This window comes from Novosphingobium sp. BL-A-28-Hi1-0D (assembly GCF_055521755.1).
Window position 1 is genome coordinate 270,189 of record NZ_CM145502.1, and the last position, 25,807, is coordinate 295,995.

Genomic DNA, 25,807 nt, shown 5'->3' on the forward strand with positions numbered 1-25,807 from the left:
ATTCCTACCGGCCGAAGCCAGTTGCCCGACAAAAAGTGCAGCACAAACGACGGATGACCGCCGAGGGCGCCGCCCCCTTAGGCGGGGGGTATTGTTGAGTCAACCGTCACGAACCGTGTCTGGCCCCCAGCCTGACCCAAGGTATCATCGCAAAAGCGAACGCCCTTCCCCGCAGTTGCGAGAAAGGGCGTCAAACCGGCAGAATGGCGTTGGCGATTCGTATGCAGAAACCAGCCTCAAGGGCAGCGCGAATCACGCAACGGGGGGCCGTTGCCGCGGGTCTGCCAGGAGCCATCGGGCGCCTGGTACTTTTCCCCCGGCTTGGTCTGCGCGATCAGCAGGCAGCCCGAGGTCAGCGCGTATTCCTCGACCGTGGCCTTGTTGGCCTGGGCCTTCTCGGCATAGACCGCCTTGCGCTTGATGTTGATGTCCTCGACCACCGCGCGCAGCGCCGGAGCGGGCGGCGTGACATAGCCCAGATAGCCGTCCATCTTCTCGCCCACCTGGCCCGAGGCGCGAGCTGCGGCATAGGCGGGATCGCGGTTCTGCGCAGATGCGGGCACGGCGATCGTGCCGAGCAGGAGGCCCGTAGCAGCCAGCGCGGCAAGGCTCTTGCGCATTGAAACCATGGTCATGTGTCCATCCTCAAACCATTGCCGGACATCAGAAAATGTCCGGATTGCTTTCGATCGTGTTGTTGGCATCCTGCGCCAGCCGGTACACGACCTCCTGCTTGATGTTGATATTGAGCTCGATCACGATGGGCTTGTCCGGTGCCTTCACCGAAATGCAGCCCCCCGTCGCCAGTCCCAAGACCAACGGCGCCGCCAGCAGAAGGCGTCGCCCGAATTGTGATCCGCTTTTCCTCATCGGAAAGATCGTCGCAGGGTTCGCGGATCGGGTCAATTCTATGCTCCTCATGGCAGGTTTCCGCTTTCTGCAGGCTGAATGTCTTGATGCGCCTCCGGCAGCACGATCACCGGGACCCCTCCGGGGCGAACGCCATTCGCGGAACGGTAGAGCGGACGTCCCTGCGCATCGACGAGGCCCAAGGTTCTGGGATCCTTGACGAAAGCGGGGTCGTACATCGCCTTGAACGAAGTGATGAGCTGGTAGAACGGCGCGCGGATGTTGACGTTGAACTGGATCGGCAGATTGGCGATCTGCTTTGTAATGAAGTTGCGCTTCGTCCCCGCGCCCTGCTTCACCCCGCCGAACTTCACATTGGTGACGATCTCGCCTTCCAGATCGCCGCGCATGGCGATGGTCATCGTCTTGTAATCCAAAGATTTCAGCGCATCGAACGCGAAGTTGGCCATCGCCCCCATGTTCTCATAGGTCAGCGCGCCGATGTAGGACACGTTGCCCCCCGGCGCGCGCGAGATGAGCGTACCCTCCTCGATCCGGCCACCGTTGGCATCGAAAATCAACGGGAACTGTCCGTCGAAAGTGCCTGTTGCGGCAAGATTTCCCAGCTCCATCTTCTCGATGAACTTGGCCGCGTCGATCCCGACGACGGTGAGGGTGTAGCGGCGGGCTTCGGCGAGGCCGAGGCGCAGGTCGGTGGGCTCGAGGACGAGCGTGCCGCTAAGGAATGGCCAGCGCGCATCGTGCAGTCTAAGAACTTGATCCGGCAGCAGACTTATGTCGACGACGCCCTCTGTGACCTCGATGCCAGGGTTGATCGAGGCGACGGTGAGCTTCTGGTGCGGAGCGGTGACCATGCCGAGCAGGTCGGTGAACTGCAGGTTGCCCTTGAGGCCCTTCACCGGACCAAAAGCGGCTGCAAGATCAAGGCCTTGCGTGCCGAACGTGCCGGTGCTCGTCACCCCGCGCGCGTTCCAGTCGATCGCTCCGTTCCCGGTGACCTTGCCGTTGACGTTGGCGACAACGCCCAATGCAAGGCGCGTGAGTTGCGCGGGCTGGAAACCCTTGTCGAACAAGAGGTTGTCCACGACGAGATCGGCGTGGCCGGTGCTGGTGGCGAGATCGTGGCGGATGGCGACGGCGGCAACTTCACGCGCGGTCTTCGCTTCGCGCAGCAAGGCATTGGCTGTTATGCGATTGTCCGCCAAAGTCAGCGTCGCGCCGCTGGAGTGCAGCGTCTCGAACCGGGGAGGGTCAAGCCGGTCGGTCAGGTCGAACTCGGTGCCGGAAAGCACAAGCTTTCCATCGACATAGCGCCACTCGCCCGAGGCGTTCGAGACGTCGAGCGGGACCTGGGCGAGCTTAACTCCAACTCCCCCGTAACTCCCCCCCAACTCTCCCCCAACTCTTGCATCCAGATTGGCAACTGTCAGGTGCGTGGCAGTAGCAGGCGGACCCAGCGCGACTTCGACCGACGACGCCTTGAGCACACCCGGCCAGGCAAATCCAACAGGCCCGCTGCGAACCGCCATCTGCGTCTCGCCAAGCTTGCCGGTGAGATCGAGCGACCAGGTGCCGGCCGCGACCTGCAGCCCCCTCGTCCCGTTGCGGACGATGGCGCTGCCGCCCGCTGGGCAGAACTGGAGCGCGTTGCCGTCGACCGCCATCTGGCCGAGCGTCAACCGGTCGAACCGGGCGGTGACGCAGCGCTTCCACAGCGCAAGCTCGCCGCGCGCGCCGTAGGCACCGTTAACTGGGAGCACGAGGTTCCGGACCGAACCGCCGGGAATCGCGCCGGAAACCTGCGTCGTGCCGGAAAAACCAAGCGAGCCGTCGCCGACTTGCGCGATCATCATTTCCGGGATCGCCAGCGACCCGCCGCCCGCGCGCCATGGGGCCATGGTCAGCCGGAACAGCGCCTGTCCGGCGCGGCCGCGCTCCATGCGCCCGACGATTCGCGGGATGCCTGCGCCTCCGGTGGCTAAGTTGCCCGCGAGCAGCGGCGGGCCCTCTTCGCTCGCGGTGGCCATCTGGAATCTGGACACGGTGAGCAGCGCCTGTCCGCTGCCGCCCACCAGCCGTGCCTGCGGGATCACCGCCGACATCGCCTCCCCGTTGCGGCGCAGCGCGATCTCGCCCGCAAGGCGGCTGCCGCGCTCCTCGCGCTTGAGGCTGGCGCGGAGCTGGGCGAGCATCGGGGAAAGGAGCGTGCCCTCCGCGCTGCGCATCCCCGAGGCGAGGGCCTTGTCGAGGGCAGCGCCCTGGCGCAGGCCCTGCCCGTCGATCGTGCCCCGGAATTCGGCCTTGCGAAATGATTCGCGCGTCCGGACCGAGCCTTCGAGGCCGAGCAGGCCAAAGCGCACGCCGCCGCTGCTGACGCTGCCGGCATTGGCATCGACACGGCCGGTAAGCGCGCCGTCGCGGTAGGCAAGGCGGGTGTCGAGTGCCAGAGTCTCGGCAGCAATGCCGGGAGCGGTGAACTTTCCGGCGCGCACCGTGGCGCTGCTGGCGAGACCGGCGAAGGCCTTGTCGGCGCGCGCTGAGATATCGGCAACCAGTGCGCCGCTGTCCACGCCATTGCTGCAAGTGAGGCTATCGAGACGGAGCGGGCCGGTCAGCGAGGGCCGCTCGTCCTGCACCGCGATCCGGCCGAAGAAGCGCGTGCCATCGATCTTGCAACCATCACTTTGCAGCGCTGGCGCGGTGGCGGCGAGGGTTCCGGCAAATCCGTTCTGCAAGGCGCCCTTGCCATCGAGCGCGAGGCCGATCTTGCCCGAATCGGTCAGGATCAGCCCGCGACCATCCTCGACCTGCAGGTTCAGCTTGGGGAGAGTGAACGGCGCGTTGTCGGTCCTGGGCGCGTAGATCACCTTGTCGAGCGCGCCGAAGCTCAGCTTGCCGTTGCGGTATTGCCCGTAAACCCTTGGCGCGACCAGCCGGACCGAGCCGATATAAGGCACGCCAAGGCCATAGCGGATGCCCACTTCCACGCGCTCGACCGTCAGGTCCGGGCGGCGCGGATCGCCGATCACCAGATTTCTCAGCACCTGCGTGCCGGGACCGATGCTTTCGATCTCGTAAGTGGCAGGCACGCCATAGCCCTGCAGCTGCCCGACGATGATGCGGTCGGCAATGGAATTGCGCGTCAGCCAGAGTCCGCCAAGGCCGAGCACCGCAATGGCGAGTGCCGACACGCCCACGCGCCTCATGCGGCGGCGGGGCGCGGGAGCAGGCTGCCTGCCCGACTCCGGGTCCGGTTCCGCCATTTCGAAACTATCTGCCATCTGCCCCCTTCTTGCGCATACCCATGGCTTGGGCAATGCACGGCGTAGAACGCGTTAGCGCCGAAGTGGTGCCCGCAAGGGACAGATGGCCGACCAAGACCGACTCTTTCCTGAACAGGATCAGCCTTCCGGAAAAACCGCCGCAACTTTCGACGGCGGAGACCCGAGCGGGCATCGCTCGCGCTTGCGCAAGCGATTGATGTCGGGCGGGGAAGATGCGCTGGCCGATCACGAGGTGATCGAATACCTGCTGATGGTGGCGCGGCCGAGGATCGACACCAAGCCCATCGCGCGTTCGCTGATCCAGCGGTTCGGCAGCCTTGCAGGCGTGCTTACGGCAGATCCGCAGGCGCTGGCGCTGCACCCAAACATGGGCGAGACGAGTGCGGCGGCTTTGCGCATCGTGGCGATGGCTGCGCGCAGGCTGGCGCGGACGGTGGTGCGCGAGCAACCGGTGCTTTCAAACTGGCAGGCGCTGCTCGATTACCTGCACATCGACATGGCGCACCTCAATGTCGAGCGAGTGCGGGTGCTCTATCTGAACACGCAGAACATGCTGATACTCGACCATCTGGTGGGGGACGGCACGCTCGACGAAAGTCCGATCTATACCCGCGAGGTGGTGAAGAAGGGGCTGGACGTGGGGGCGGCGGCGATGATCCTTGTCCACAACCATCCCTCGGGCAGCCCCAAGCCGAGCCGGGCTGACATTCAGGTAACCAACAAGATCACCGAAGCCGCGCGCCTGATGGGGATGAGCGTTCACGACCACATCGTGATCGGCCGCGAGGGCTATACCTCGCTGAAGGCGCAGGGGTTGATCTAAGCAATCAGATCGCCTTTTCGCCCGCCTTGCCGACGGATTCGATGTCGCGTCCGATTCCCTGAACGGTGTTGCACGCAGCGAGCGCCAGCGAGAGGCCGAGCGTGGCGAGGACAAGAACCTTGCGAACCATGTGCATTCTCCGTTGGCGTTGGTGGGGCGGCAAATATCGCGACCGGACGAGGCACGCAATCGGGCTGTGACCTACAGGGTCGGAGGGCGAGACGGTTGCCACGCCGCGCGGCCTTCGCCATCGTGACGGCAGGGGCAACTTCATCGGACGGCTTTTGCAACACAGGCGGGAAATCGAGGGGCTGCGCGCGCTTGCGGTGATTCCGGTGGTGCTGTTTCATGCCCGCCTGCCCGGTTTTGGCGGCGGTTTTGCCGGGGTGGACGTGTTCTTCGTGATCAGCGGCTACCTGATCACCGCGACGATCCTCGAGCATCTCGCCACGGGCCGCTTCTCGTTGCTCGCGTTCTACGAGCGTCGCGCCCGCCGCATTCTCCCGGCGCTGCTGGCGGTGCTGGGGGTGAGCGCGGTGCTGGCGTGGGCGCTGATGATCCCGGAGGACTTCCGCAAGTTTGCCCAAGCGCTCGGGAGCAGCGGTGCGTTTGCCTCGAACCTGCTGTTTGCACAGCAGACCGGATACTTCGATGACGACGAGGGATTTCGCCCTCTGCTGCACACGTGGAGCCTATCGGTCGAGGAGCAGTTCTACATCCTGTTCCCGGCGCTGGTCGTGGTGCTGTGGAAATTCGGGCGCGGGCGGATGCCGGTGGTGTTTGCGGGGCTTGCCGTGGTGTCGCTGGCACTGAGTCTGGCGCTGGCACCATGGCGGCAGGAATGGGCGTTCTATCTCCTGCCGACGCGGGCGTGGGAGTTGCTGGCGGGCGCAGTCTGTGCCGCCCTGCCCGCGCCCTCGCGACAAAGGCCGGGGCTGGCTTTGGTTGGGCTTGGCCTGATCTTGAGCGGATTCGTGCTGGCCGATGCGGCGACGGCGCCGGACTGGCGGTTCATCCTGCCGGTGGGCGGGGCGGCGCTGGTGGTGCGTCATGCCTCGGCATCAGACCTGGCGGGCCGGATTCTGGGCGCCGCGCCGCTCGTTGCCATCGGCGGGGCATCTTACGGGATCTACCTCTGGCACAATCCGCTGCTGGCGTTTCTCGGCTACGTCTGGTGGGGGACGCCGCCGCTGTGGCTGACCGGACTCGCCATTGCGCTGTCCGTGTTGCTCGGATTTGCCTCGCTCCATCTGATCGAGCGACCGGTGCGGGAGAAGCGCTGGCTGCAATCGCGGCGTGCGCTGGTGGCGCTTTGCGGTGGTGGGTTGTTCGTGGCGGTGGCTCTTGGCGTTGGTGGGCATATGGAGCGCCTGCAACCCTCCAGCGCAGCGATACGCGATGCGTTGCAGGCCTATCCGGCGGCCCTGCCCGAGCCGGTGTCGAGCATTCCACCAGCCGGTCAGCCGGTGCACTGGGTGCTCTTCGGAGATAGCCATGCGCGGCAGTATTTCGCGGCGCTTGCGCAGCGCATGCCCGGAGGGGCGATGCTGACCGATGCGGGGTGCTTCGCACTGCCGGGGGTGACCAACTATGCCGAAGACACCCCGGAAGCCGCCAAGTGCCTCGCGCAGCCCGATGCGTTGGCGCGACTGGTGCGCGAGCGGGGGATCGGGACGGTGATTCTGGCGCAGCGGTGGGATCGGATACTGTTCGCACAGGGCAGCTTCGACAGGATCGGTAAGGCATCGGCAGAGGGTCGTGCCGCGTTCGAGGCGGGGCTGGACCGGATGATCGCAACGCTGCCCAAGGACACGCGGATCGTGGTGATCGGCAATGTCCCGACCGCTGCACCTGCTGGCGAGGCGATGGCGGGCGGGTACTTGCGCTGCCTTGCCTATATCAACGCGCGTTGCGCTACAGCATTTCCGGCAGAGCGAGCCGAAGGGCACCTGATCAATCCGGTGCTGGCCGCCTATGCCGAACGCCATGCGGGCGTCTCGTTCTTCGATCCGGCCACGGTGTTGTGCGGGGGCAAACAATGCGACGTGGTGCGGGGTGGCCGGGTGCTTTATGTCGACGATACGCATCTGACCAGGGGCGCAGCGGACAGGGTTATCGCGCAAATGGTGCAGGCGACGGGCGGGTTTTGAGACACAGGCCCCTTGCCTTTGCGGCCCCTGCGCCCTAGCGGCGCGGCAAAGCTGCTGCCTCAAGAATTTGCACGGAGTCGAACATGGTCCCCCGTTATGCCCGCCCCGCCATGACCGCGATCTGGGAGCCGGAAGCGCGCTATCGCATCTGGTTCGAGATCGAGGCGCACGCCACCGAGAAGCTGGGCGAGCTGGGCGTAGTGCCGCCTTCGGGCGCCAAGGCGCTGTGGGACTGGTGGGCGACCAACCCCAAGATCGACGTTGCCGCGATCGACGCGATCGAAGCCGTGACCAAGCATGACGTGATCGCGTTCCTCGACTGGGTGGCGCAGCAGGTGGGCCCCGAGGCGCGCTTCATGCACCAGGGCATGACCAGCTCGGACGTGCTCGACACCACGCTTAGCGTGCAGCTCGCCCGCGCTTCTGACCTGCTGCTGGCAGACCTTGATGCGCTGCTTGAAGCGATCAAGCGCCGCGCCTTCGAGCACAAGTACACGCCGACCATCGGCCGCAGCCACGGCATCCATGCCGAGCCGACCACTTTCGGCAAGAAGCTGGCCGAGGCCTTTGCCGAATTCACCCGCTGCCGTGCGCGCCTTGTCGCCGCGCGCGCGGAAGTTGCGACTTGCGCGATCTCGGGCGCGGTGGGCACCTTTGCCAACATCGATCCCTCGGTCGAGGAATACGTGGCCGAGAAGCTGGGCCTTGAGGTCGAGCCGGTTTCGACGCAGGTGATCCCGCGTGATCGCCACGCGATGTTCTTTGCGACGCTGGGCGTGATCGCCAGCAGCATCGAGCGCCTTGCCGTCGAGATCCGCCACCTGCAGCGCACTGAAGTGCTTGAGGCAGAGGAATACTTCTCGCCCGGCCAGAAGGGCTCGTCGGCCATGCCGCACAAGCGCAATCCGGTGCTGACCGAGAATCTGACCGGCCTTGCGCGCATGGTCCGCTCGGCGGTGACGCCGGCGCTGGAGAACGTGGCGCTGTGGCATGAGCGCGATATCTCGCACTCCTCGGTTGAACGCTTCATCGGGCCCGACGCGACGATCACGCTGGACTTCGCGCTCGCCCGCCTGACGTCGGTGGTCGACAAGCTGGTCATCTACCCCGAGCGGATGCAGAAGAACCTCGACAAGATGGGCGGCCTTGTCCACTCACAGCGCGTTCTGCTGGCACTGACGCAGGCCGGGCTGGAGCGCGATGCCTCGTACCGTCTGGTGCAGCGCAACGCGATGAAGGTGTGGGAATCGGACGGACAGCTTTCGCTGATGGAACTGCTCAAGGCCGATCCGGAAGTGGCTGCGGTGCTGACCGCTGAGCAGATCGAGGACAAGTTCAACCTCGACTACCACTTCAAGGCGATCGACACGATCTTTGCTCGTGTGTTCGGGGAAGCCTGAGCACCACTTTGCTGCACCGCTGCGGCGGGACTCGCCAAGAGCCGTGACCTGTCCTAACCATGCGACCAACGGACGGGTCACGGAGCGAAAGGCATGAGGATGCTGCGCACGATATTCTGGATAGTGGTGGTGGCCGTTCTGGCCGCGTTCACCGCTGCCAACTGGCAACCCGTCGAAGTACGGATCTGGGAAGGCCTGCTCCTGGAAACCCGGCTGCCGGTGCTGGTGATCATGGCCTTCCTGCTTGGCCTCGTGCCGACATGGCTGCTCTATCGCGCGACCCGTTGGCGCCTGACGCGGCGGATTGCGGGCCTTGAAACGTCGCTGGGCGCAAAGGCCGCGCCGTCGCTTTCGTCCACCAATCTGGAAGCCGCGCAAGGCTCCGACACACTCAAGAGCGAGACCCCGTGAGCAACCCGATCTACCTTGCCCTCGACCTGCCCCGGCTCGATGCCGCCATTGCGCTTGCCCAGAAGGTCAAGGGCCACGTTGGCGGGCTGAAGCTGGGGCTCGAGTTCTTCTGCGCCCATGGCCACCATGGCGTGCACGAAGTGGCCAAGGTGGGTCTGCCGATCTTCCTCGACCTGAAACTGCACGACATCCCGAACACGGTGGCGGGCGCGATGCAGTCTATCCACGTGCTGGAGCCGGCCATCGTCACGATCCACGCTGGCGGCGGGCGCGCGATGATGGAAGATGCCAAGGCCGCGGCGGGCGAGCATACCAAGGTCGTCGCCGTCACGGTGCTGACCAGCTTGGACGATGGCGACATGGCCTCGATGGGCGTGGGCGGTTCGGCCTATGATCAGGCGCTGCGTCTTGCCGATCTGGCACAGGAAGCCGGGCTGGATGGCATCGTTTGCTCAGGGCACGAGGTGGGCGCGATCCACAAGCGCTGGAAAAAGGGCTTCTTCGTCGTGCCGGGCCTGCGCCCCGCCGATGGCACTCTGGGCGACCAGAAGCGCGCCGTCACCCCGCGCGCCGCGCGCGATGCCGGGGCCAGCGTGCTGGTGATCGGTCGCCCGATCAGCCGCGCGGAGGACCCCGTTGCTGCGGCACGGGCGATTGAGGCGACACTCTAAATCCATGATCCGGTTCCGGTTGGCAAAAGCGAGCGACGTTCCGGCGCTACGGGCGCTGGTCGAAAGCGCCTATCGCGGGGAAAGCTCGAAGCGGGGCTGGACGAGCGAAGCTGATCTGCTTTACGACGAGCGAACGAGTGATGCGGAACTGGCCGAGACGATTGCCTCGGAAGCCTCGCGCGTGTTGCTGGCGGAGATCGACGGCAAGTTCGCTGGCACAGTGACCATCACCGATGTCGGAGAGGCCCGCGCCTATCTCGGCATGCTCTGCGTCGATCCGGAATTGCAGGCTGAGGGTCTTGGCCGCGCGCTGATTGCCGATGCCGAGGATATGGCGACAGAGGCGTTCGGCGCAGCGGTCATGGAGATGACCGTTATCGACGCGCGCCCTGAACTGATCGCGTACTACGAACGCCGGGGCTATGTTCGCACCGGCGAGACGCGGCCCTTTCCCCATGGTGGAGAGGACCGTTTCCGCATGGTGGTGCTGGAACGAAGCCTGCGCTGAACGGTTCATCGCTGCGTAACGTCGGTTTGCCCACATCGTGCGACAACGACACTTACGGGAGCCTCCCTGATGAAACGTGCATTCCTTCTCGCCGCTGCCTGTGCAGCGCTTGCCCCCCTTGCCGCCAACGCGCAGACCATGTCGACCGGACCGGTTGTCGCAGCAGGCAACACGCTGCTCAGCATCTCGGCTGAGGGCAAGTCTGCCCGCATGCCCGATCTGGCGGTGTTTACCGCAGGCGTGACGACGCAGGGCAAGACGGCAGGTGAAGCGCTGACCGAGAATGCCCAGCGAATGACCGCGGTGATCGCCGCACTCAAGAAGGCGGGCATCGCCGAGCGCGATATCCAGACCAGCAACCTTTCGGTGAACCCGGTCTATGGCCAGCCCAAGCGCCTGCCCGATGGCTCCTACGAGCAGCAGGACCCGGTGATCATCGGCTATCAGGCGGCGAATCAGGTTTCGGTGCGCCAGCGCAAGCTCGACCAGTATGGCAAGGTGATCGACACGCTGGTAGCGGCAGGCGCGAACCAGGTGAACGGCCCTGCCTTCCAGATCGACAACCCCGGCACAGCCATGGACGAGGCCCGGATCGAGGCCATGCAGAAGGCAAAGGCGCGGGCCGAGCTCTATGCCAAGGCCGCGGGCCTGCGCGTGGTGCGCATTCTGTCGATTTCCGAGAACGGTGGCTGGGCTCCCCCGCCGCAGCCGCCGATGCTGTTCGCACGTGCTGACAAGGCGATGGCGCAAAGTGCCACGCCCGTGGCAGCTGGCGAGCTGGAAATGACGGTGACGGTCAACGTCAGCTACGAGCTGGCAGCAATGTAAACGGAAAGGCTCGCGGGGATCACCGGCACTGTGTGATCCCCGTCAGTTCAGCATCATGTCGGTGGAATTGATGTGGTAGCCGGCAAGCTTGAGCCGCTGCCCTTCTTCGAGAAACGTCAGGGTTTCCATCCCTGTCCCCTTCTCGAAGGTCGTGTCCATGACGATTTCGACGAGGTGCCCGGCGGTGCCCCAGTTCTCCCGCCATTGCACCTGCTTCGACGTCTTGACCTTGCCAAGCTTGGTCGAGACGGCGGTGTAGATACGGTTCATCTGCTCTTCTGTCGCAGCCTTTTGGAACACGTCGCTGCTAGCCTGCCAGATATCGTGATACTTTCCGGCATCGAGCCGTGCGTGGAACCGAACAGCCTCGGCCTCGGCCAGCTTGATCTGACCGCCATTGCCCGATCCGGAGACATTGCAAGCGGCCAGAAACATGGCCATGGAAGCCACGGCAATCATCCGCATATCGATCAACTCCTCCTGAAGGCCTTGTTCCGACTGTGTCAGCCCAATCTCCATCGATCAAGATCTGCGGAGTGACCACCCGCGATGCGCTGTCCGCAACGATCGAGGCGCGGGCGAGCCATGTCGGGTTCAACTTCTTCCCGCCCTCCCCGCGCTTCCTGAAGCTGGCAAATGCTCCGGCGTTGGCCAGGCAGGCTGAGGGACGGCTGCAGCGGGTGGGCGTCTTCGTCGATGCCGATGATGCCGCTTTGGCCGATGCAGTTGCCGCAGCGAGCCTCGATGTGATCCAGTTGCACGGCAGCGAAGACGCTGCGCGAATCGCTGCCATCCGGTCACGATTCGGCAAACCGGTGTGGAAGGTGGTTTCGGTGGCAGGCCCCGGCGATGTGGCCAAGGCCGATGCCTATGCGGGCGTGGCCGATTTCATCCTGTTCGATGCCAAGACGCCCAAGGGTGCCGCGCTTCCAGGGGGGCTGGGGCTGGCGTTCGACTGGGACCTGCTGCGGGCCTACAAGGGACCGCTGGCGTGGGGCCTTGCGGGCGGGCTTTCTCCGGCGAACGTGGCCGATGCTGTGCGCGGGACGGGGACGACGCTGGTAGACGTCTCGTCCGGCGTCGAGAGTGCTCCGGGCGTGAAGGATGCCGAGCGCATTCGGACGTTCTGCTTCAACGCGCGGACGGCCTGAGTCTCAAACGAAGGGCGCCTGACGCAGCCGTCGCAAGCCCACCCCCAACCCCTCCCGCCTGCGGGAGGGGAGCGAAAAAGCGGGGCGCTTGTAACGACCGACCCAAACGAAAACGGGCGACCTCTTTCGAGGCCGCCCGCTTCATTTCGCTTGTCGCGAAGTTCGATCAGAACTTCACGCCGAGGCCGGCAACGACAGCGTCGAAGTCGGGGAAACCGTCGTTCACGAACGAGTGACGGTATTCGACCTTGCCATAGAGCTTGCCGAACGAGTGCTGGTAGCCAGCGCCTGCGGTCCAGGTGCCATCGCACAGGTCGCAGTTTTCGGTGTTGTAGCCGCCAACGGCGTAGAGCTTGCCGTTTTCAGCGATCTTGGCGCCAACGCGGCCGTTGAAGCCGAAGGTCACCTTGGTGCCGCTGGTGAGGATCTTGTCGGCGGTGACTTCCGCACCGACGAACGCGGTTTTGCCGAGGTCGTAGTCGTAACCAGCAGCAACGCCGGCGATCGCTTCGGTCTGACCGGAGCCCCAGATGGCGCCGCCGCGTGCTTCGACGCGTGCTTCGTTGGCGAGAGCCGGGGTAGCCGCAACAAGCGAGGCGGCGAGAGAGATAAGAACCAGACGCATAGATTTTACTCCTGACTTTTTGGCCCCTTCTGTGAAGGTGGCGAGGGATCAGGTAGTTTCGACCTGGTTCAGTGACAATGACGAAAATCACATTAAACACAAATCGTTGGCAAAATGTGACATCGCTGCAACATTAGCCAGACTAACAAATCCTGTTACTTTCAGGATTTATTTGGCCATTATTATAACGACTAAAGGCGACCCCTTTCGGAGCCGCCTTCACGACGTTGCCAGACCGCTCTAGACTGCGACAGATTGCCCGCACATGAACGGTCTGTGCAGGTTTCCGCAATGCAGCATGCGCCCCTGCCCCAAAGGGCCTCACAATGCAAATGGGCATGGCAAATCTGGACTTTCCGCAAAGGCTCTGCCAAGCGCCACACCCATGAACGCGCAGACTCCCAACAGCTTCCGCAACCAGCCCGACGAACGCGGCCACTTCGGCCAGTTCGGTGGCCGCTATGTCGCCGAAACGCTGATGCCGCTGATCCTCGATCTTGAGCAGGAATATCGCAAGGCCAAGGCCGACCCGGCATTCCAGGCCGAGTTCGACGACCTGCTCGAACACTATGTCGGCCGCCCGAGCCCGCTCTATTTCGCGCCCCGGCTGACGGAAGAGCTTGGGGGAGCGCAAGTCTGGTTCAAGCGCGACGAGCTGAACCACACCGGCGCACACAAGATCAACAACTGCATCGGTCAGATCCTGCTCGCCATGCGCATGGGCAAGACGCGGATCATCGCCGAGACCGGTGCGGGCCAGCACGGCGTTGCCACCGCCACGGTCTGCGCGCGCTTCGGCCTGCCTTGCGTGATCTTCATGGGCGCGACCGACGTTGCCCGCCAGGCCCCCAATGTGTTCCGCATGAAGCTGCTGGGTGCAGAAGTGGTGCCGGTAACGGCGGGCGCAGGCACGCTAAAGGACGCGATGAACGAGGCGCTGCGCGATTGGGTCGCGAACGTGCACAACACGTTCTACATCATCGGCACTGCAGCAGGTCCGCACCCCTATCCCGAACTGGTCCGCGATTTCCAGAGCGTGATCGGCAAGGAAGCGCGCGCGCAAATGCTCGCCCGCACCGGCCGCCTGCCCGACGTGCTGGTCGCGGCCATCGGTGGCGGATCGAACGCCATCGGCCTGTTCCACCCGTTCCTCGACGATGCCAGCGTGAAGATGCTTGGCGTGGAAGCGGCGGGCCACGGGCTGGACAAGGAACACGCCGCCAGCCTCGCAGGCGGACGCCCCGGCATCCTCCATGGCAACAAGACCTACCTGCTGCAGGACGAGGACGGCCAGATCACCGAAGGCCACTCGATCAGCGCTGGCCTCGACTATCCCGGCATTGGCCCTGAGCATTCATGGCTCAAGGAAATCGGCCGCGTCGATTATACCTCGGTGACCGACAAGGAAGCGCTGGACGCATTCCAGCTTCTCTGCCGCACCGAAGGCATCATCCCCGCGCTGGAACCCGCCCACGCAATTGCTGCCGTCAAGAAACTCGCGCCGACCATGGGCAAGGACCAGATCATCCTCGCCAACCTCTGCGGCCGCGGCGACAAGGACATCTTCTCGGTGGCGGAGCATCTGGGGGTTTCGCTGTGAGCCGTTTGTCCAACGCCTTCGCCAAGGGTCGCCCCGCCCTCGTCACCTTCGTCACCGGCGGTGACCCGACGCCTGACGCCACCGCCTCCATCCTCGACGCGCTCGTCGAAGGCGGGGCGGATGTGATCGAGCTGGGGTTGCCGTTCACCGATCCGATGGCCGATGGTCCGGCGATCCAGCTGGCGAATCTGCGCTCGCTGGGCGCTGGCACCAAGACTGCCGACATTCTGCGCATCGCCACCGAATTCCGCGCGCGCCATCCCGAAGTGCCGCTGGTGCTGATGGGCTATGCCAATCCGATGACCATTCGCGGGTCGGAGTGGTTTGCCGCCGAGTGTGTCAAGGCTGGCGTCGATGGCGTGATCTGCGTCGACATTCCGCCTGAGGAAGATGCCGAACTGGGCCCTGCCCTGCGCGATGCTGGCATCTCGCTGATCCGCCTCGCCACGCCGACGACCGATGCGGCGCGGCTGCCCGCCGTGCTCGATGGCTCTTCGGGCTTTCTCTATTACGTGTCGGTCGCCGGTATCACCGGCATGCAGCAGGCGGCGCAGGCCTCGATCGACGAGGCCGTGGCGCGGATCAAGGCTTCGGCGACGATCCCGGTTGCCGTCGGCTTCGGCGTGCGCACGCCCGAGCAGGCCGAAGCCATCGCCAAGGTTGCCGATGGCGTCGTCGTGGGGTCGGCGCTGGTCGATCTGGTTGCCAAGCATGGCGCGGATGCGGCGGAGCCGGTAAAGGAATTGACCGCCGCCCTTGCCGCTGCCGTCCACTCTGCCCGGAAAGAAATCGCATGAGCTGGCTCAACAAGGTCCGCAACGCGCTCCCCTTCACGCCGAAGCGGGACACGCCGGACAACCTTTGGATCAAGTGCCCTTCGTGCAGCGAGATGCTGTTCACCAAGGACTATGAGGACAACCTCTCGGTCTGCCCGCATTGCGAGCACCATGGCCGCATCGGTGCCGACGCGCGGTTCGACCAGTTGCTCGACGCTGGCTACGAACTGCTGCCCGCGCCCAAGGTCAAGGAAGACCCGCTCAAGTTCCGCGACAGCAAGAAGTACGTAGACCGCCTGAAGGCCGCCCGCGCGGCCAACCCGCATGCCGATGCGCTGACCAATGCGTTCGGCAAGATCGAGGGGCAGAAGGCCGTCGTCGGCGTGCAGGAATTCGCGTTCATGGGCGGATCGATGGGCATGGCCGTGGGCAATGCCTTCGTCGCCGGATGCGAGCGTGCGGTGCGCGAGAAGTGCCCCTACATCGCCGTCACCGCCGCAGGTGGCGCGCGCATGCAGGAAGGCATTCTCAGCCTGATGCAAATGCCGCGTTCGACGGTGGCCATTGCCCGCCTGCGCGCGGCGGGCCTGCCCTATATCGTGGTGCTGACCGATCCGACCACCGGCGGCGTGACCGCAAGCTACGCCATGCTCGGCGACGTGCAGATCGCCGAGCCGGGCGCGCTCATCGGCTTTGCCGGACAGCGCGTGATCCAGGACACGATCCGCGAAAAGCTGCCCGAAGGCTTCCAGCGCGCCGAATACCTCCACGCCCACGGCATGGTCGACATGGTGACCCACCGCCGCGACCTGAAGGTGACGCTGGCGCAGGTGATCGACTATCTGATGGCGGGCAGGGCGGCGGCGTAAGGCCCCTCCACCCCCGCCTTTCGGCGGCGGTCCCCCTCCCCGTTTGGGCTTCGCCAAAACAGGGAGGATCAGCACGGTTCCTCCCCATTTTCATGCAATGCAAATGGGGAGGTGGCATTGGCGAGGCCAATGACGGAGGGGTTGCTTGAAAGACTTCGCGATCTCCGAAAACGCGGCGGTTCAGGCGCAGCTTGACCGGTTGGGGGCGCTTTCGCTGCCATCAGGCCGCCTCGGCCTCGATACGGTGCGCGAACTGTGCGCGCGCTTGGGCAATCCGCAAGACCACTTGCCCCCGGTGTTCCATGTCGCAGGGACCAATGGCAAGGGCTCTACCTGCAGCTACTTGCGCTATATTCTCGAAGCCGAAGGGCTGACGGTCCATTCCGCCACCAAGCCGCATCTGGTGCGCTACAACGAGCGCATCCGCATTGCTGGAAAGCTGATCGAGGATGAGCTGCTTGCCGCGCTGCTCAAGGAAGTGCTCGATGCGGGCGAAGGGCTGGAGCCGAGCTTCTTCGAAGTGACGACGGTTGCCACCTTCCTCGCCTATGGACGACATCCCGCCGACGCCTGCGTGATCGAGACGGGGCTTGGCGGCAGGCTCGATGCTACCAACGTGATGCCGACCGCTGCGGTGTGCGGGATCGCGACGCTGGGCATGGATCACGAGGCGTTCCTGCTTGCGCCCGAAGAAGGCGTGCCGACCGTGCCGCTCGCCCGGATCGCGTTCGAGAAGGCGAGCATCGCCAAGCCCGGCGTGCCGCTGGTGACGATGGCCTATCCGCAGATCGCCGCTGATTCCGTGGCCGAGACCGCAGCGCGGATCGGTGCGCCGTTGATCATGCGCGGGCGCGATTGGGATGCCGAGATTGCAGGCTCGATCCTCTATCGCGACCAGCACGGCGAATTGCCACTGCCATTGCCTGCCCTCCCCGGCACGCATCAGGCAGAGAACGCGGCGCTGGCCGTCGCCATGATCCGCCACCAGCGCGCGGTTCAGGTCACGCTTGGCGCAGTTGGCAAGGGCATCGTCGATGCGCGCTGGCCCGCGCGGCTGCAGAGGCTTGGGGCGGGACCGCTGACGACGCTCGCAGGCGGGCGCACCGTGTGGCTCGATGGCGGGCACAACCCCGACGCAGGCCTCGCCATTGCCCGGCATCTGGAGAGCCAGCCGCCGGTCCACGTGATCATGGGGATGCTGGCGAACAAGGACCCATCGGCGATCCTCAAGCCCCTGGCAGACCGGGCGCTGTCGATCTCGGTCGTCCCCGCGCCGGGACACGAGGCGCATCGGCCCGAGGACTTCGCGCCTTATACGAGCCTGCCCGTAGGCAGCTTCAAGACCGTGCCCGAAGCGATTGCCGCGCTTCCCTCAGAGGGCGACGTGCTGATCGTCGGCTCTCTCTACCTTGCGGGCGAAGTGCTGCGGTTGAACGAGGAAATTCCGGACTGATCAGGCTGCTGCTGGCTCGGCAGGTTCGGCCTTCCGCTCACGCGTTGCCCGAACCCATTCCAGCAGGACGAACACCACGGCCACGGCACCGGCTGCCGCTGTCCAGCGGAACATGACCGGGTAGCCGAAACGGTCAATCGTATCCCCTGCGATGCCGCGCCCCAAAGATCCGACAAGGAATGTCATCGATGAAAGCAAGGCATACTGCACAGCGGTGTAATTGCGACTGACGATCCCCGACAGGTAGGCGACAAAGGCAGCACCAGCTATGCCCGTCGACACATTTTCGAAGCTGATCGCCAGAAGCAGGCGAACCATGCGTTCATCGAATCCGAACGCTGCAAACAGAACATTGAGGCCCAGCGTCCGTCCGACCGCATCGATATGGACCGCACCTTCGGCAAGGTCGGCATATACGAAATTCCCGAGAACCGGCAGGATCGCGCCGATCAGAATGGTCGGCATCCGGCCCAACCGCAGAAACAGATAACCGCCAAGGCTGATGCCCGCGATGGTCATGAAGATGCCGAACACCTTTGACGCGAAGGCCACTTCGTCTTTCGTGTAGTGCAGTTCCTCAAGGTAGAACGGAAACGCAAAGCTTCCCCAGATGTTGTAGCACAAGGTGTAGGTCAGGATCATGCCGATCACCACCAGCACGCCCCAGCGCAGGCGCTCGGACAGTTCGGCAAGAGGCAACACCAGCGCCACGTAGAGATGATTTGCGGCTGTTCGCAGCGAGGTGACCTTGTGATCGGGAGCAGTCAGCACCGCATGGCGATTGGCCTTCAGCCAGTTGGTCATGGCCGCCACGACCAACGGCACCGCAACTGTAGCAAGCACGATCCACGGCGCGTAGGCCTTCGTGAAATCCGAAACCGAAGGATGTTTTTCGCCGGGCGGCAGCGGGCTCAACATGCCCGCCATGAAGTGCACGATCGTCCCGATTGCCCAGGCCCAGCTGGCGCCGACGATCGCCAATGCCAGCCACCGCGCCTGCGGTGCGAGTTCACCCGGCTCCGCCAGCGCCGCATGCAGTGCCCCTTGCTCTGGCCGGGGGGTGTCCGGTGCCCGCAGCGTCACGAGTACAATCAGGCCGATCAGGCCCGCCATCAGGAGATAGACAATCTCCCACGCCATCCGCGCCGCCAGAAACAGGGCCAGTGCGCCGCCAACGATGGACGCGATACGGTACCCGAACTGATAGATTGAAGAGAGCAGTTCGACGGGCGTTTCTTCATCGGCCACGTCAATTCGCCATGCATCGACTGCAACGTCCTGCGTGGCCGACGCCAATGCGGCGACAAACGCGAACAGGGCAAAGGTGCCGATAGCCTGCGACGGGTCAGTGATCGCGAGTCCTGCAAAACCTCCGACGAGCACCACCTGACACAAGAGGATCCAGCTCTTCCGACGCCCGATCCGCTCGAGCATGGGCAGCGGCAAGCGGTCAACCAGCGGTGACCAGAGAAACTTGAAGGAATACGAAAGGCCGATCCACGACAGTACACCGATGGTCGCAAGGTCGATCTTTTCCTCGCCCAGCCAGGCATTCAGCGTGCCGATAAGCAAGGCGTAGGGCAGGCCTGAGGAAAACCCGAAGCCCAACATCGTGGAGGACTTGCGCGAACTCAGCGCGATCTTCAGCAGCTTCCAGCCTTTGGGGCGGGGCGGCTTTGGTTCGGCTGTGGCTGTCGATGCCATTGTCAGGTTCGATCCCTTTGTCGTTAAGCCAATACACTAGCGCGGTTTGGGCCGACGGCTAGGGGTGACGGATTGCGCTATCTCGCGTAAGGGCACCCCCATGACTTTTCCCCCAAGAAACGGCGGCGATCGGCCGAAGAGGTTCAGCCCTCGGCCCGGCACGCCCGAAAAGAAGCCTTTTTCCATGCGCAGCGGTGCGCCGCGCACCTCGCAGCCGGTGGTGCCTGCCAAGCGCGCGCTGAACGAGGATGGCTCCGAGCGGGAGGGTGATCGCATCGCCAAGCTGCTCGCCCGCGCGGGCATTGCCAGCCGCCGCGAGGTCGAGCGGATGATCGAGGAAGGCCGCGTCAAGATCGGCGACGAGGTCGTCACCACGCCGGCTACGCTGCTCACCAGCCTCAAGGGGGTGAGCGTGGACGGCAAGATGGTCGGCCCGATTGCCGCGCCGCGCCTCTACCGCTTCCACAAGCCCGCAGGCCTGATCACCGCCGAGCGCGACCCCACCGGCCGCCCGACGATCTACACCGCCCTGCGCAATTCCATGCCCAAGGACTCGCCGCGCGTCATGCCGGTCGGCCGCCTCGACGTGAACACGGAAGGGCTGCTGCTGATGACCAACGATGGCGAGTTGAAGCGCGCGCTGGAACTGCCCTCCACCGGCATCCCGCGCACCTATCGCGCCCGCACTTTCGGTGAAATCTCGCAGGCGCGGCTTGAAGAGCTGATCGAGGGCATCGAGATCGACGGCGTTCGCTATGGCCCGATCAACGCCAATCTGGAACGCAGCGCCAACCGCAACAAGTGGATCGAGATGACCCTGACCGAGGGCAAGAACCGCGAAATCCGCCGCGTGCTCGAACACCTCGGCCTCGAAGTGTCGCGCCTGCTGCGCACCAGTTATGGCCCGTTCGAACTGGCCGATCTGCAGCGCGGATCGGTCGAGGAAATCCCCCAGGTCCAGGTCGAACGCTTCCGAAAGATGCTGAAAGCCAAATGAGAATTATCGCCGGAGAATGGCGCGGCCGCCCCTTGCGCGCGCCCGAGGGTGACACAACCCGCCCTACCGCAGACCGCACGCGCGAGACGCTCTTCTCGATGCTCGCCAGCCGCCTTGGCAGCTTTGAAGGGCTGGCCGTGGCCGATCTGTTTGCAGGCTCGGGCGCGCTAGGCCTCGAAGCCTTGTCGCGCGGGGCGGCGAGCGCGGTGTTCGTTGAAAGCGATGCCGCCGCCGTCCGCACGATCCGCGCCAACATCGCCGCGCTGCGCTGCGCCCCGCAGTGCGACGTGCGCGCAAGTTCGGTGCTGACGTTGGGGCCGGTGAAGCAGCCGCTCGATCTTGTGCTGCTCGACCCGCCCTATGGCACTGGCGCAGGCGCGGTGGCGATCGAGCGACTGGCGCGGCTTGGCTGGATCGGCGAGGCGACGTGGATCTGCCTCGAAACTGCCGCCAAGGAAGTGCCGGATGTGCGGGTCTGCGAGGTCGATGCAGAGCGCAAGGTCGGCAAGGCGTTGATCACGCTGATGCGGTTGAAGGCGTAATGCTCTCTCTCCTTCAGGGGAGAGATACGAAGGCTTGGCAGCTTGTCTGCCTAGCCGAAGTTGAGAGGGGGCGTTGCGCAATCCCCTCTCCCCTGAAGGGGAGAGGGTTTCAGACCCGCAGCTTTGGCGAGAACTGCACGCCCGCCAGCGTCATCGTCCCCGCAAGCGTCAGGAAGATGCCGACATAAGCCGTCCCGCCCGCAGAAGCCGCCCAAGCGGCCGCGAACGGTGCCAGCGCGCCGCCGATGATGCCGCCGACGTTGAACGCCACCGAAATGCCGGTGTAGCGCACCGACACCGGAAACAGCGTCGGCAGCCACGCGCCCAGCGGGCCATAGGCCAGCCCCATCACGAACAGCGATCCGGCGAGCGTCGAGAAAACCACAGGCAGCGAACCGGAGCCGAGGCCGGTGCCGAAGACCAGTCCGATCACAGCCGTCAACGCTGCGCCAGTCCCCAGCACGCGCCGGACCGAGGACTTGTCGGCCCAGTAACCCGCGACGAGAATTCCCAGCGCGAAGAAGGCGTTGGCGCCCAGCTGGATGCCGAGGAATTCCTGCTTGGCATAGCCCAGCTTGGTCGTGGCGAAGGACAGCGCGAAAGTCGTGGCGAGGTAGAACACGGCAAAGCAGGCAACGACGCCCGCGATGCCTGCAACGACCGCCGGGGTGTGATCGCGCAGCAGGCTCGCGACGGGCACTTGCGGCGGCGGGGCCTTCTCCATGGCCTCGCGGAACGAGGGCGTCTCGCCGATCTTGAGGCGGACCCACAGGCCGACGCCGACCAGCACGGCGCTCGCCAGAAACGGCACGCGCCAGCCCCAGCTGGCGAAGGCCTCGTCCGACAGGCCAAGGCCCAGCAGCAGGAACAGGCCATTGGCAAAGAAGAAGCCGAGCGGCGCGCCCAATTGCGGGGCCGAGCCGAAGCGCGCTTCCCAGCCCTGTGGCGCGTTCTCCACCGCAAGCAAGGCGGCACCGCCCCATTCGCCGCCAAGGCCGAAACCCTGCCCGAAGCGCAGCAGGCACAGCAGCGCGGGCGCGATCCAGCCGGCCATCGCGTATGTCGGCAGGAAAGCGATGAGCAGCGTCGATCCCCCCATCAGCATCAGCGAGGCAACGAGCGTAGACTTGCGGCCGATGCGGTCACCGAAGTGGCCGAAGGCAACCGCGCCCACCGGTCGGGCGAAGAAGGCGAGGCCGAAGGTCATGAACGAGAGCAGCGTCTGCGCCGCAGCCGATTCGGTGGGGAAGAACAAAGGTCCGATGACCAGCGCCGCAGCCGTGGCGTAGATGTAGAAGTCGTAGAACTCGACCGCCGTGCCGACGAGGCTGGCAGCAAGCACGCGGCCATGCTGGCGAATCGGACTCATCGGCGCGCTCTCCCCCTGTTGTCGCAGTGATGCTCTTTGGGCTGCGCTCCTTCCGGGTCAACTGCTGCGCACACGAAAAAGGGCGTCGGTTCCCCGGCGCCCCTCTCACGTGACGACTGCTGCTCGCGTCAGACGCCGCCGCGATTGCGGCAGCTGTCGGTCACGGTCTTGCTGCAGACCGGATACTTCTTGTTCATCGCCGCGGCGGGCGGCGGAGTCATGTTGCCTGTAGTCGTGCTGTCCATGCCAGCGCTCATGCCGCGCGAGGGCGGCGTTGCGGGCTCGGCCGGTGTTGCGGGCGTAGCGCCCATCCCCGCGCCAGGAGTGGGCTGCGCAGGCGTGGCTCCAGAAGACGGCACCGCGCGCCCGGTGACCTGCGCCACGATGGCGGGCCAGACCTGCGTGCGCTGTTCGGGCGTCATCGCGTAGATCTGGGCCTTCTGCTCGTCCGTCAGCGCCCACCAGCCCTTCTGCTGGTCGGGATCGAGAGTCCAGAAATACTCCTGATAGGTCGAAGGCCAGGCATTGTACTTGGTCTTCTGCTCGGCGGCCCAGGCGTCGATCTGGGTCTGCTGATCAGGCGTGGGCGAGAACGTGCCGGTGGTGGCGGTCGTCGGTGCAGTTGTGTCCTGCGTGCCGGTGGGCGAAGTGGAGTCCGGCATGGTCGTCGGCGGTGTGGTGGATTGTGCCGCGACCATGGCCGGGGCCGTTGCCATGGCAAGCGCCAGCGCGCTCGCCGCAAAAAGGTTTCGCATCTGAATTCTCCTGAATTTTCTTGAACCCGATTGCTAAAGCCAAGCACCCGCAGCTACGCAGGTTCCCGCCCCTGCGACGGAGCGCAGAGAAGTCTGCGACGAACCGAATGCTGTGAAGGAAGGGCCGATTGCGATTGCCCGCGCGAGGTTTGGTCCCTATCTGTTCACCTATGTCTTCCCCTGTTTCCGTGAATCCCGGCCATGCTGACGCATGGCTCGATGGCCTCAATCCGCCCCAGCGCGAGGCGGCGACGACCACCGACGGGCCGGTGCTGATGCTGGCAGGGGCTGGCACCGGAAAGACCGCCGCCCTCACCGCCCGCCTCGCCAACCTGCTGCGCCAGCGGCTCGCCTGGCCGAGCGAGATCCTGTGCGTCACCTTCACCAACAAGGCCGCGCGCGAGATGCGCGAGCGGGTCGGCCAGTTGATCGGCCCGGCGGTGGAAGGGATGCCCTGGCTCGGCACGTTCCACGCCATCGCCGCCAAGATGCTGCGCCGCCACGCCGAACTGGTCGGCCTGCAGAGCAACTTCACGATCATCGACAACGACGACCAGTTGCGCCTGCTCAAGCAGTTGATCGTGGCCGAGGGGATTGACGACAAGCGCTGGCCGGCAAAGCAGCTCGCGGGCCTCATCGACAAGTGGAAGAACCGCGGGCTCAATCCCGGCGATCTCGATGCGCTGGAGAACGAGGCCTATGCCAATGGAAAGGGCCAGCGCTTCTACGCGCTTTACCAGAACCGGTTGCGCGAACTGAACGCCTGCGATTTCGGCGACCTGCTGATGCACATGCTCAACATCTTCCGGCGTGAGCGCGACGTGCTGGAAAGCTGGCAGCAGCGCTTCAAGTACGTGATGGTGGACGAGTATCAGGACACCAACGCGGTGCAGTACCTGTGGCTGCGCCTGCTCGCGCAGAACCGCAAGAACATCTGCGTGGTGGGGGATGACGACCAGTCGATCTATTCCTGGCGCGGGGCCGAAGTCGCCAATATCCTCCGGTTTGAAAAGGATTTTCCGGGCGCGAAGGTGATCAAGCTGGAGCAGAACTATCGCTCCACCCCGCACATCCTCGGCGCGGCATCGGGCCTGATCGCGGAGAACTCCGAACGGCTTGGCAAGACGCTGTGGACCGAGGTCGACGGCGGCGACAAGGTTCGCGTGATCGGCGTGTGGGACGCGCCTGAGGAAGCGCGGCGAATCGGCGAGGACATCGAGCGGCTTGAGCGTGAGGGCGCGGCGCTCGATCGCGTCGCCATCCTCGTGCGCGCGCAGTTCCAGACGCGCACCATCGAAGACCGCTTCATCCAGATCGGCCTTGGCTATCGCATCGTCGGCGGTTTCCGCTTCTACGAACGCGCCGAAATCCGGGACGCGCTGGCCTATCTGCGCCAGATCGCCAGCCCGCAGGACGACCTTGCGTTCGAACGGATCTACAACACCCCCAAGCGCGGCCTTGGCGACAAGACGCTGGAAAAGCTCCACCGCCATGCCCGTTCGCGCGGCATCCCCCTCTCGCTGGCGGCGGTGGAGATTCTCGATACCGACGAACTGCCAGCCCGCGCGCGCAACACCCTCGCCGCGCTGATGCGCGATTTCGCACGGTGGCGTGATGCCGCCAAGCAGCTGGTGCCTGCCGAACTCGCCCGCACGATCCTCGACGAAAGCGGCTACACCGCCGCGCTTCAGGCCGAAAAGACCGCCGAAGCCGCAGGCCGCCTCGAAAACCTCACCGAACTCGCCCGCGCGATGGAAGAGTACGAGACGCTGGGCGATTTCCTCGAGCACGTCAGCCTCGTGATGGACAACGAGAACACTGCCGACGAGGACAAGGTCACGATCATGACCATCCACGCGGCCAAGGGGCTGGAGTTCGACAACGTGTTCCTGCCGGGGTGGGAAGAAGGCGTGTTTCCCTCGCAACGCTCGCTGGACGAGGGCGGGCTCGCTTCATTGGAGGAAGAACGCCGCCTCGCCTATGTCGCGATCACCCGCGCCCGGCGGCGCTGCACGATCATCCACGCCGCCAATCGCCAGATCTACGGCCAGTGGACCAGTTCGATCCCCTCGCGCTTCATCGGTGAACTGCCTGCTGAGCATATCGAGGAGGAAACCACGCTCTCGGGCGGCGCATCGATGTGGCGCGCCAACTGGAGCGAGCGTGACGATCCCTTTGCCCATGTCGCACAGGCTAGTGCCAACCGCGCAGCCTCCCGCGGCCCGGGCTGGCAACGCGCCGCCGCCCAACCCTTCACCCCGGCCCCGCGCCGCATCGCCGAACCCACCCGCAGCGCCGCCAGCTTCGCCGCCAAACCCCGCGCCGACATCGCCGTGGGCGCGCGCGTGTTCCACGAGAAGTTCGGCTATGGCACCGTGGCCGAGCAGGAAGGCAACAAGCTGGAGATCGACTTCGAAAGCGCCGGGCGGAAGCGGGTGATTGATAGTTTTGTGAAGCTGGCTTGAGGGCGTTGCCTTTGTCGCGCGCTATTGTTGGACCAGCGAATTCGCCCAAAGCCTGACGTTCGGCTATGATGCACGGTGACTCGAAAGAGCTGGTTAGCGGGCGAAGGTGTAGACTTCCGCGCCAGTTCCGATGACGAAAGAACGCCCCGTCGGTGAGAACCCGAAGACGCGGACTTCTGGGACGAAGCCTGTAAATGTATGGGGTTCACCACCTTGCGCTGTTGGAGGAAGCAGAACGACGGCGTCATCGCTGCTATTCGTCAATCCTCCCAACAAGGACCAACCGTCTTGCGTCTCTGTCGGTAGAGTGCCGCCATAGACCGGCCCCGCAATCCTAACTTCCTGATCCGCTAGCGGTCCTACCCCGTACACCATCTGCGTGTCTTCATCGAACGGGAAAAGCGGATCATCGTCCCGAGCTAGAAGCTCGCCCGTAACGCAATCGATAACCCCGCGACCATCGTGACTTGCCACCAGAAGCAAATCAGAATCGGCTGCGAAACCTATGCCAATAAGTCCGCCTACTCTGACGAGGTGGCGGGACACCCATGGTGTG

Annotated in this window: 24 protein-coding genes; 15 read left to right on the forward strand and 9 right to left on the reverse strand. The window is 64.8% G+C overall.

Annotated elements, in window-relative coordinates:
* Positions 1–236: 236 nt before the first annotated feature.
* The 3 genes from ACZ1JW_RS01320 to ACZ1JW_RS01330 form a co-directional block, all read right to left on the reverse strand.
* A complete protein-coding gene (locus tag ACZ1JW_RS01320) occupies positions 237–635 on the reverse strand; it encodes a YdbL family probable chaperone protein (protein ID WP_465125214.1) in 399 nt (132 codons plus the stop codon).
* Positions 636–663: 28 nt separating this feature from the next.
* Complete coding sequence (locus ACZ1JW_RS01325; RefSeq protein ID WP_465125213.1) at positions 664–783, reverse strand: YnbE family lipoprotein; 120 nt, start codon at positions 781–783, stop codon at positions 664–666.
* Positions 784–917: 134 nt separating this feature from the next.
* Positions 918–4,151, reverse strand: a complete 3,234-nt coding sequence (locus ACZ1JW_RS01330; protein WP_465141678.1) for an intermembrane phospholipid transport YdbH family protein — start codon at positions 4,149–4,151, stop codon at positions 918–920.
* An 85-nt stretch (positions 4,152–4,236) separates the two neighbouring features.
* Here ACZ1JW_RS01330 and radC point away from each other — a divergent pair, with 85 nt between their 5' ends.
* Positions 4,237–4,977, forward strand: a complete 741-nt coding sequence (gene radC / locus ACZ1JW_RS01335; protein ID WP_465141679.1) for a RadC family protein — start codon at positions 4,237–4,239, stop codon at positions 4,975–4,977.
* A 4-nt stretch (positions 4,978–4,981) separates the two neighbouring features.
* Here the strand turns inward: radC and ACZ1JW_RS01340 are convergent, their stop codons facing one another.
* On the reverse strand, positions 4,982–5,107 hold the full coding sequence (locus ACZ1JW_RS01340) for an entericidin A/B family lipoprotein (protein ID WP_144901921.1): 126 nt from the start codon (positions 5,105–5,107) through the stop codon (positions 4,982–4,984).
* Positions 5,108–5,261: 154 nt separating this feature from the next.
* Between ACZ1JW_RS01340 and ACZ1JW_RS01345 the strand changes: the two genes are divergently transcribed.
* The 6 genes from ACZ1JW_RS01345 to ACZ1JW_RS01370 all read left to right on the forward strand — a co-directional run bounded on the left by ACZ1JW_RS01345 (position 5,262) and on the right by ACZ1JW_RS01370 (position 10,945).
* On the forward strand, positions 5,262–7,127 hold the full coding sequence (locus tag ACZ1JW_RS01345) for an acyltransferase family protein (protein ID WP_465141680.1): 1,866 nt from the start codon (positions 5,262–5,264) through the stop codon (positions 7,125–7,127).
* Positions 7,128–7,210: 83 nt separating this feature from the next.
* Positions 7,211–8,527, forward strand: a complete 1,317-nt coding sequence (purB, locus tag ACZ1JW_RS01350) for an adenylosuccinate lyase (protein ID WP_465125209.1) — start codon at positions 7,211–7,213, stop codon at positions 8,525–8,527.
* Between the two features lie 93 nt (positions 8,528–8,620).
* Positions 8,621–8,938 carry a LapA family protein gene (locus tag ACZ1JW_RS01355; RefSeq protein WP_465141681.1) on the forward strand — a complete coding sequence of 106 codons (318 nt, stop codon included), beginning with the start codon at positions 8,621–8,623 and terminating at the stop codon, positions 8,936–8,938.
* Complete coding sequence (gene pyrF / locus ACZ1JW_RS01360; RefSeq protein ID WP_465125207.1) at positions 8,935–9,609, forward strand: orotidine-5'-phosphate decarboxylase; 675 nt, start codon at positions 8,935–8,937, stop codon at positions 9,607–9,609. The genes ACZ1JW_RS01355 and pyrF overlap by 4 nt, the downstream gene beginning before the upstream one ends.
* Before the next feature lie 19 nt (positions 9,610–9,628).
* On the forward strand, positions 9,629–10,117 hold the full coding sequence (locus ACZ1JW_RS01365; RefSeq protein ID WP_465141682.1) for a GNAT family N-acetyltransferase: 489 nt from the start codon (positions 9,629–9,631) through the stop codon (positions 10,115–10,117).
* A 69-nt stretch (positions 10,118–10,186) separates the two neighbouring features.
* Positions 10,187–10,945, forward strand: coding sequence for an SIMPL domain-containing protein (locus ACZ1JW_RS01370; RefSeq protein ID WP_465141683.1), 759 nt, complete (start codon positions 10,187–10,189; stop codon positions 10,943–10,945).
* A gap of 42 nt (positions 10,946–10,987) precedes the next feature.
* On the opposite strand, the gene ACZ1JW_RS01375 is transcribed toward ACZ1JW_RS01370, so the two are convergent.
* Positions 10,988–11,386 carry a DUF4019 domain-containing protein gene (locus ACZ1JW_RS01375; protein WP_465141684.1) on the reverse strand — a complete coding sequence of 133 codons (399 nt, stop codon included), beginning with the start codon at positions 11,384–11,386 and terminating at the stop codon, positions 10,988–10,990.
* A 95-nt stretch (positions 11,387–11,481) separates the two neighbouring features.
* On the opposite strand from ACZ1JW_RS01375, the gene ACZ1JW_RS01380 reads away from it, so the two are divergent.
* The gene (locus ACZ1JW_RS01380) at positions 11,482–12,096 is read left to right on the forward strand and encodes a phosphoribosylanthranilate isomerase (RefSeq protein WP_465141685.1); all 615 of its coding nucleotides are present in this window, start codon (positions 11,482–11,484) and stop codon (positions 12,094–12,096) included.
* A gap of 166 nt (positions 12,097–12,262) precedes the next feature.
* On the opposite strand, the gene ACZ1JW_RS01385 is transcribed toward ACZ1JW_RS01380, so the two are convergent.
* Positions 12,263–12,721, reverse strand: coding sequence for an outer membrane protein (locus tag ACZ1JW_RS01385; protein WP_465141686.1), 459 nt, complete (start codon positions 12,719–12,721; stop codon positions 12,263–12,265).
* 385 nt (positions 12,722–13,106) lie between these two features.
* Between ACZ1JW_RS01385 and trpB the strand changes: the two genes are divergently transcribed.
* The 4 genes from trpB to ACZ1JW_RS01405 all read left to right on the forward strand — a co-directional run bounded on the left by trpB (position 13,107) and on the right by ACZ1JW_RS01405 (position 17,419).
* On the forward strand, positions 13,107–14,321 hold the full coding sequence (gene trpB / locus ACZ1JW_RS01390) for a tryptophan synthase subunit beta (protein WP_465141687.1): 1,215 nt from the start codon (positions 13,107–13,109) through the stop codon (positions 14,319–14,321).
* Positions 14,318–15,118, forward strand: coding sequence for a tryptophan synthase subunit alpha (trpA, locus tag ACZ1JW_RS01395; protein WP_465141688.1), 801 nt, complete (start codon positions 14,318–14,320; stop codon positions 15,116–15,118). The genes trpB and trpA overlap by 4 nt, the downstream gene beginning before the upstream one ends.
* Complete coding sequence (gene accD / locus ACZ1JW_RS01400; RefSeq protein WP_465141689.1) at positions 15,115–15,966, forward strand: acetyl-CoA carboxylase, carboxyltransferase subunit beta; 852 nt, start codon at positions 15,115–15,117, stop codon at positions 15,964–15,966. The genes trpA and accD overlap by 4 nt, the downstream gene beginning before the upstream one ends.
* A 145-nt stretch (positions 15,967–16,111) precedes the next feature.
* The gene (locus ACZ1JW_RS01405) at positions 16,112–17,419 is read left to right on the forward strand and encodes a bifunctional folylpolyglutamate synthase/dihydrofolate synthase (RefSeq protein ID WP_465141690.1); all 1,308 of its coding nucleotides are present in this window, start codon (positions 16,112–16,114) and stop codon (positions 17,417–17,419) included.
* On the opposite strand, the gene ACZ1JW_RS01410 is transcribed toward ACZ1JW_RS01405, so the two are convergent.
* Positions 17,420–19,123, reverse strand: a complete 1,704-nt coding sequence (locus tag ACZ1JW_RS01410) for an AmpG family muropeptide MFS transporter (RefSeq protein ID WP_465141691.1) — start codon at positions 19,121–19,123, stop codon at positions 17,420–17,422.
* Positions 19,124–19,307: 184 nt separating this feature from the next.
* Here ACZ1JW_RS01410 and ACZ1JW_RS01415 point away from each other — a divergent pair, with 184 nt between their 5' ends.
* Both ACZ1JW_RS01415 and rsmD read left to right on the forward strand, forming a co-directional pair.
* On the forward strand, positions 19,308–20,120 hold the full coding sequence (locus tag ACZ1JW_RS01415; protein ID WP_465141692.1) for a pseudouridine synthase: 813 nt from the start codon (positions 19,308–19,310) through the stop codon (positions 20,118–20,120).
* Positions 20,117–20,662 carry a 16S rRNA (guanine(966)-N(2))-methyltransferase RsmD gene (rsmD, locus tag ACZ1JW_RS01420; protein ID WP_465141693.1) on the forward strand — a complete coding sequence of 182 codons (546 nt, stop codon included), beginning with the start codon at positions 20,117–20,119 and terminating at the stop codon, positions 20,660–20,662. The genes ACZ1JW_RS01415 and rsmD overlap by 4 nt, the downstream gene beginning before the upstream one ends.
* Positions 20,663–20,771: 109 nt before the next feature.
* Here rsmD and ACZ1JW_RS01425 read toward each other — a convergent pair whose 3' ends face one another.
* Positions 20,772–22,031: an MFS transporter gene (locus tag ACZ1JW_RS01425; protein WP_465141694.1), complete on the reverse strand. Its 1,260-nt coding sequence runs from the start codon at positions 22,029–22,031 to the stop codon at positions 20,772–20,774.
* A gap of 128 nt (positions 22,032–22,159) precedes the next feature.
* Positions 22,160–22,786 (reverse strand): hypothetical protein, encoded by a 627-nt coding sequence (locus ACZ1JW_RS01430; RefSeq protein ID WP_465125193.1) that lies wholly within the window; start codon positions 22,784–22,786, stop codon positions 22,160–22,162.
* A 170-nt stretch (positions 22,787–22,956) separates the two neighbouring features.
* Between ACZ1JW_RS01430 and ACZ1JW_RS01435 the strand changes: the two genes are divergently transcribed.
* Entirely contained in the window at positions 22,957–25,251 is a 2,295-nt protein-coding gene (locus tag ACZ1JW_RS01435) for an ATP-dependent helicase (protein WP_465141695.1), read from the forward strand.
* The last annotated feature ends 556 nt before the right edge of the window (positions 25,252–25,807 follow it).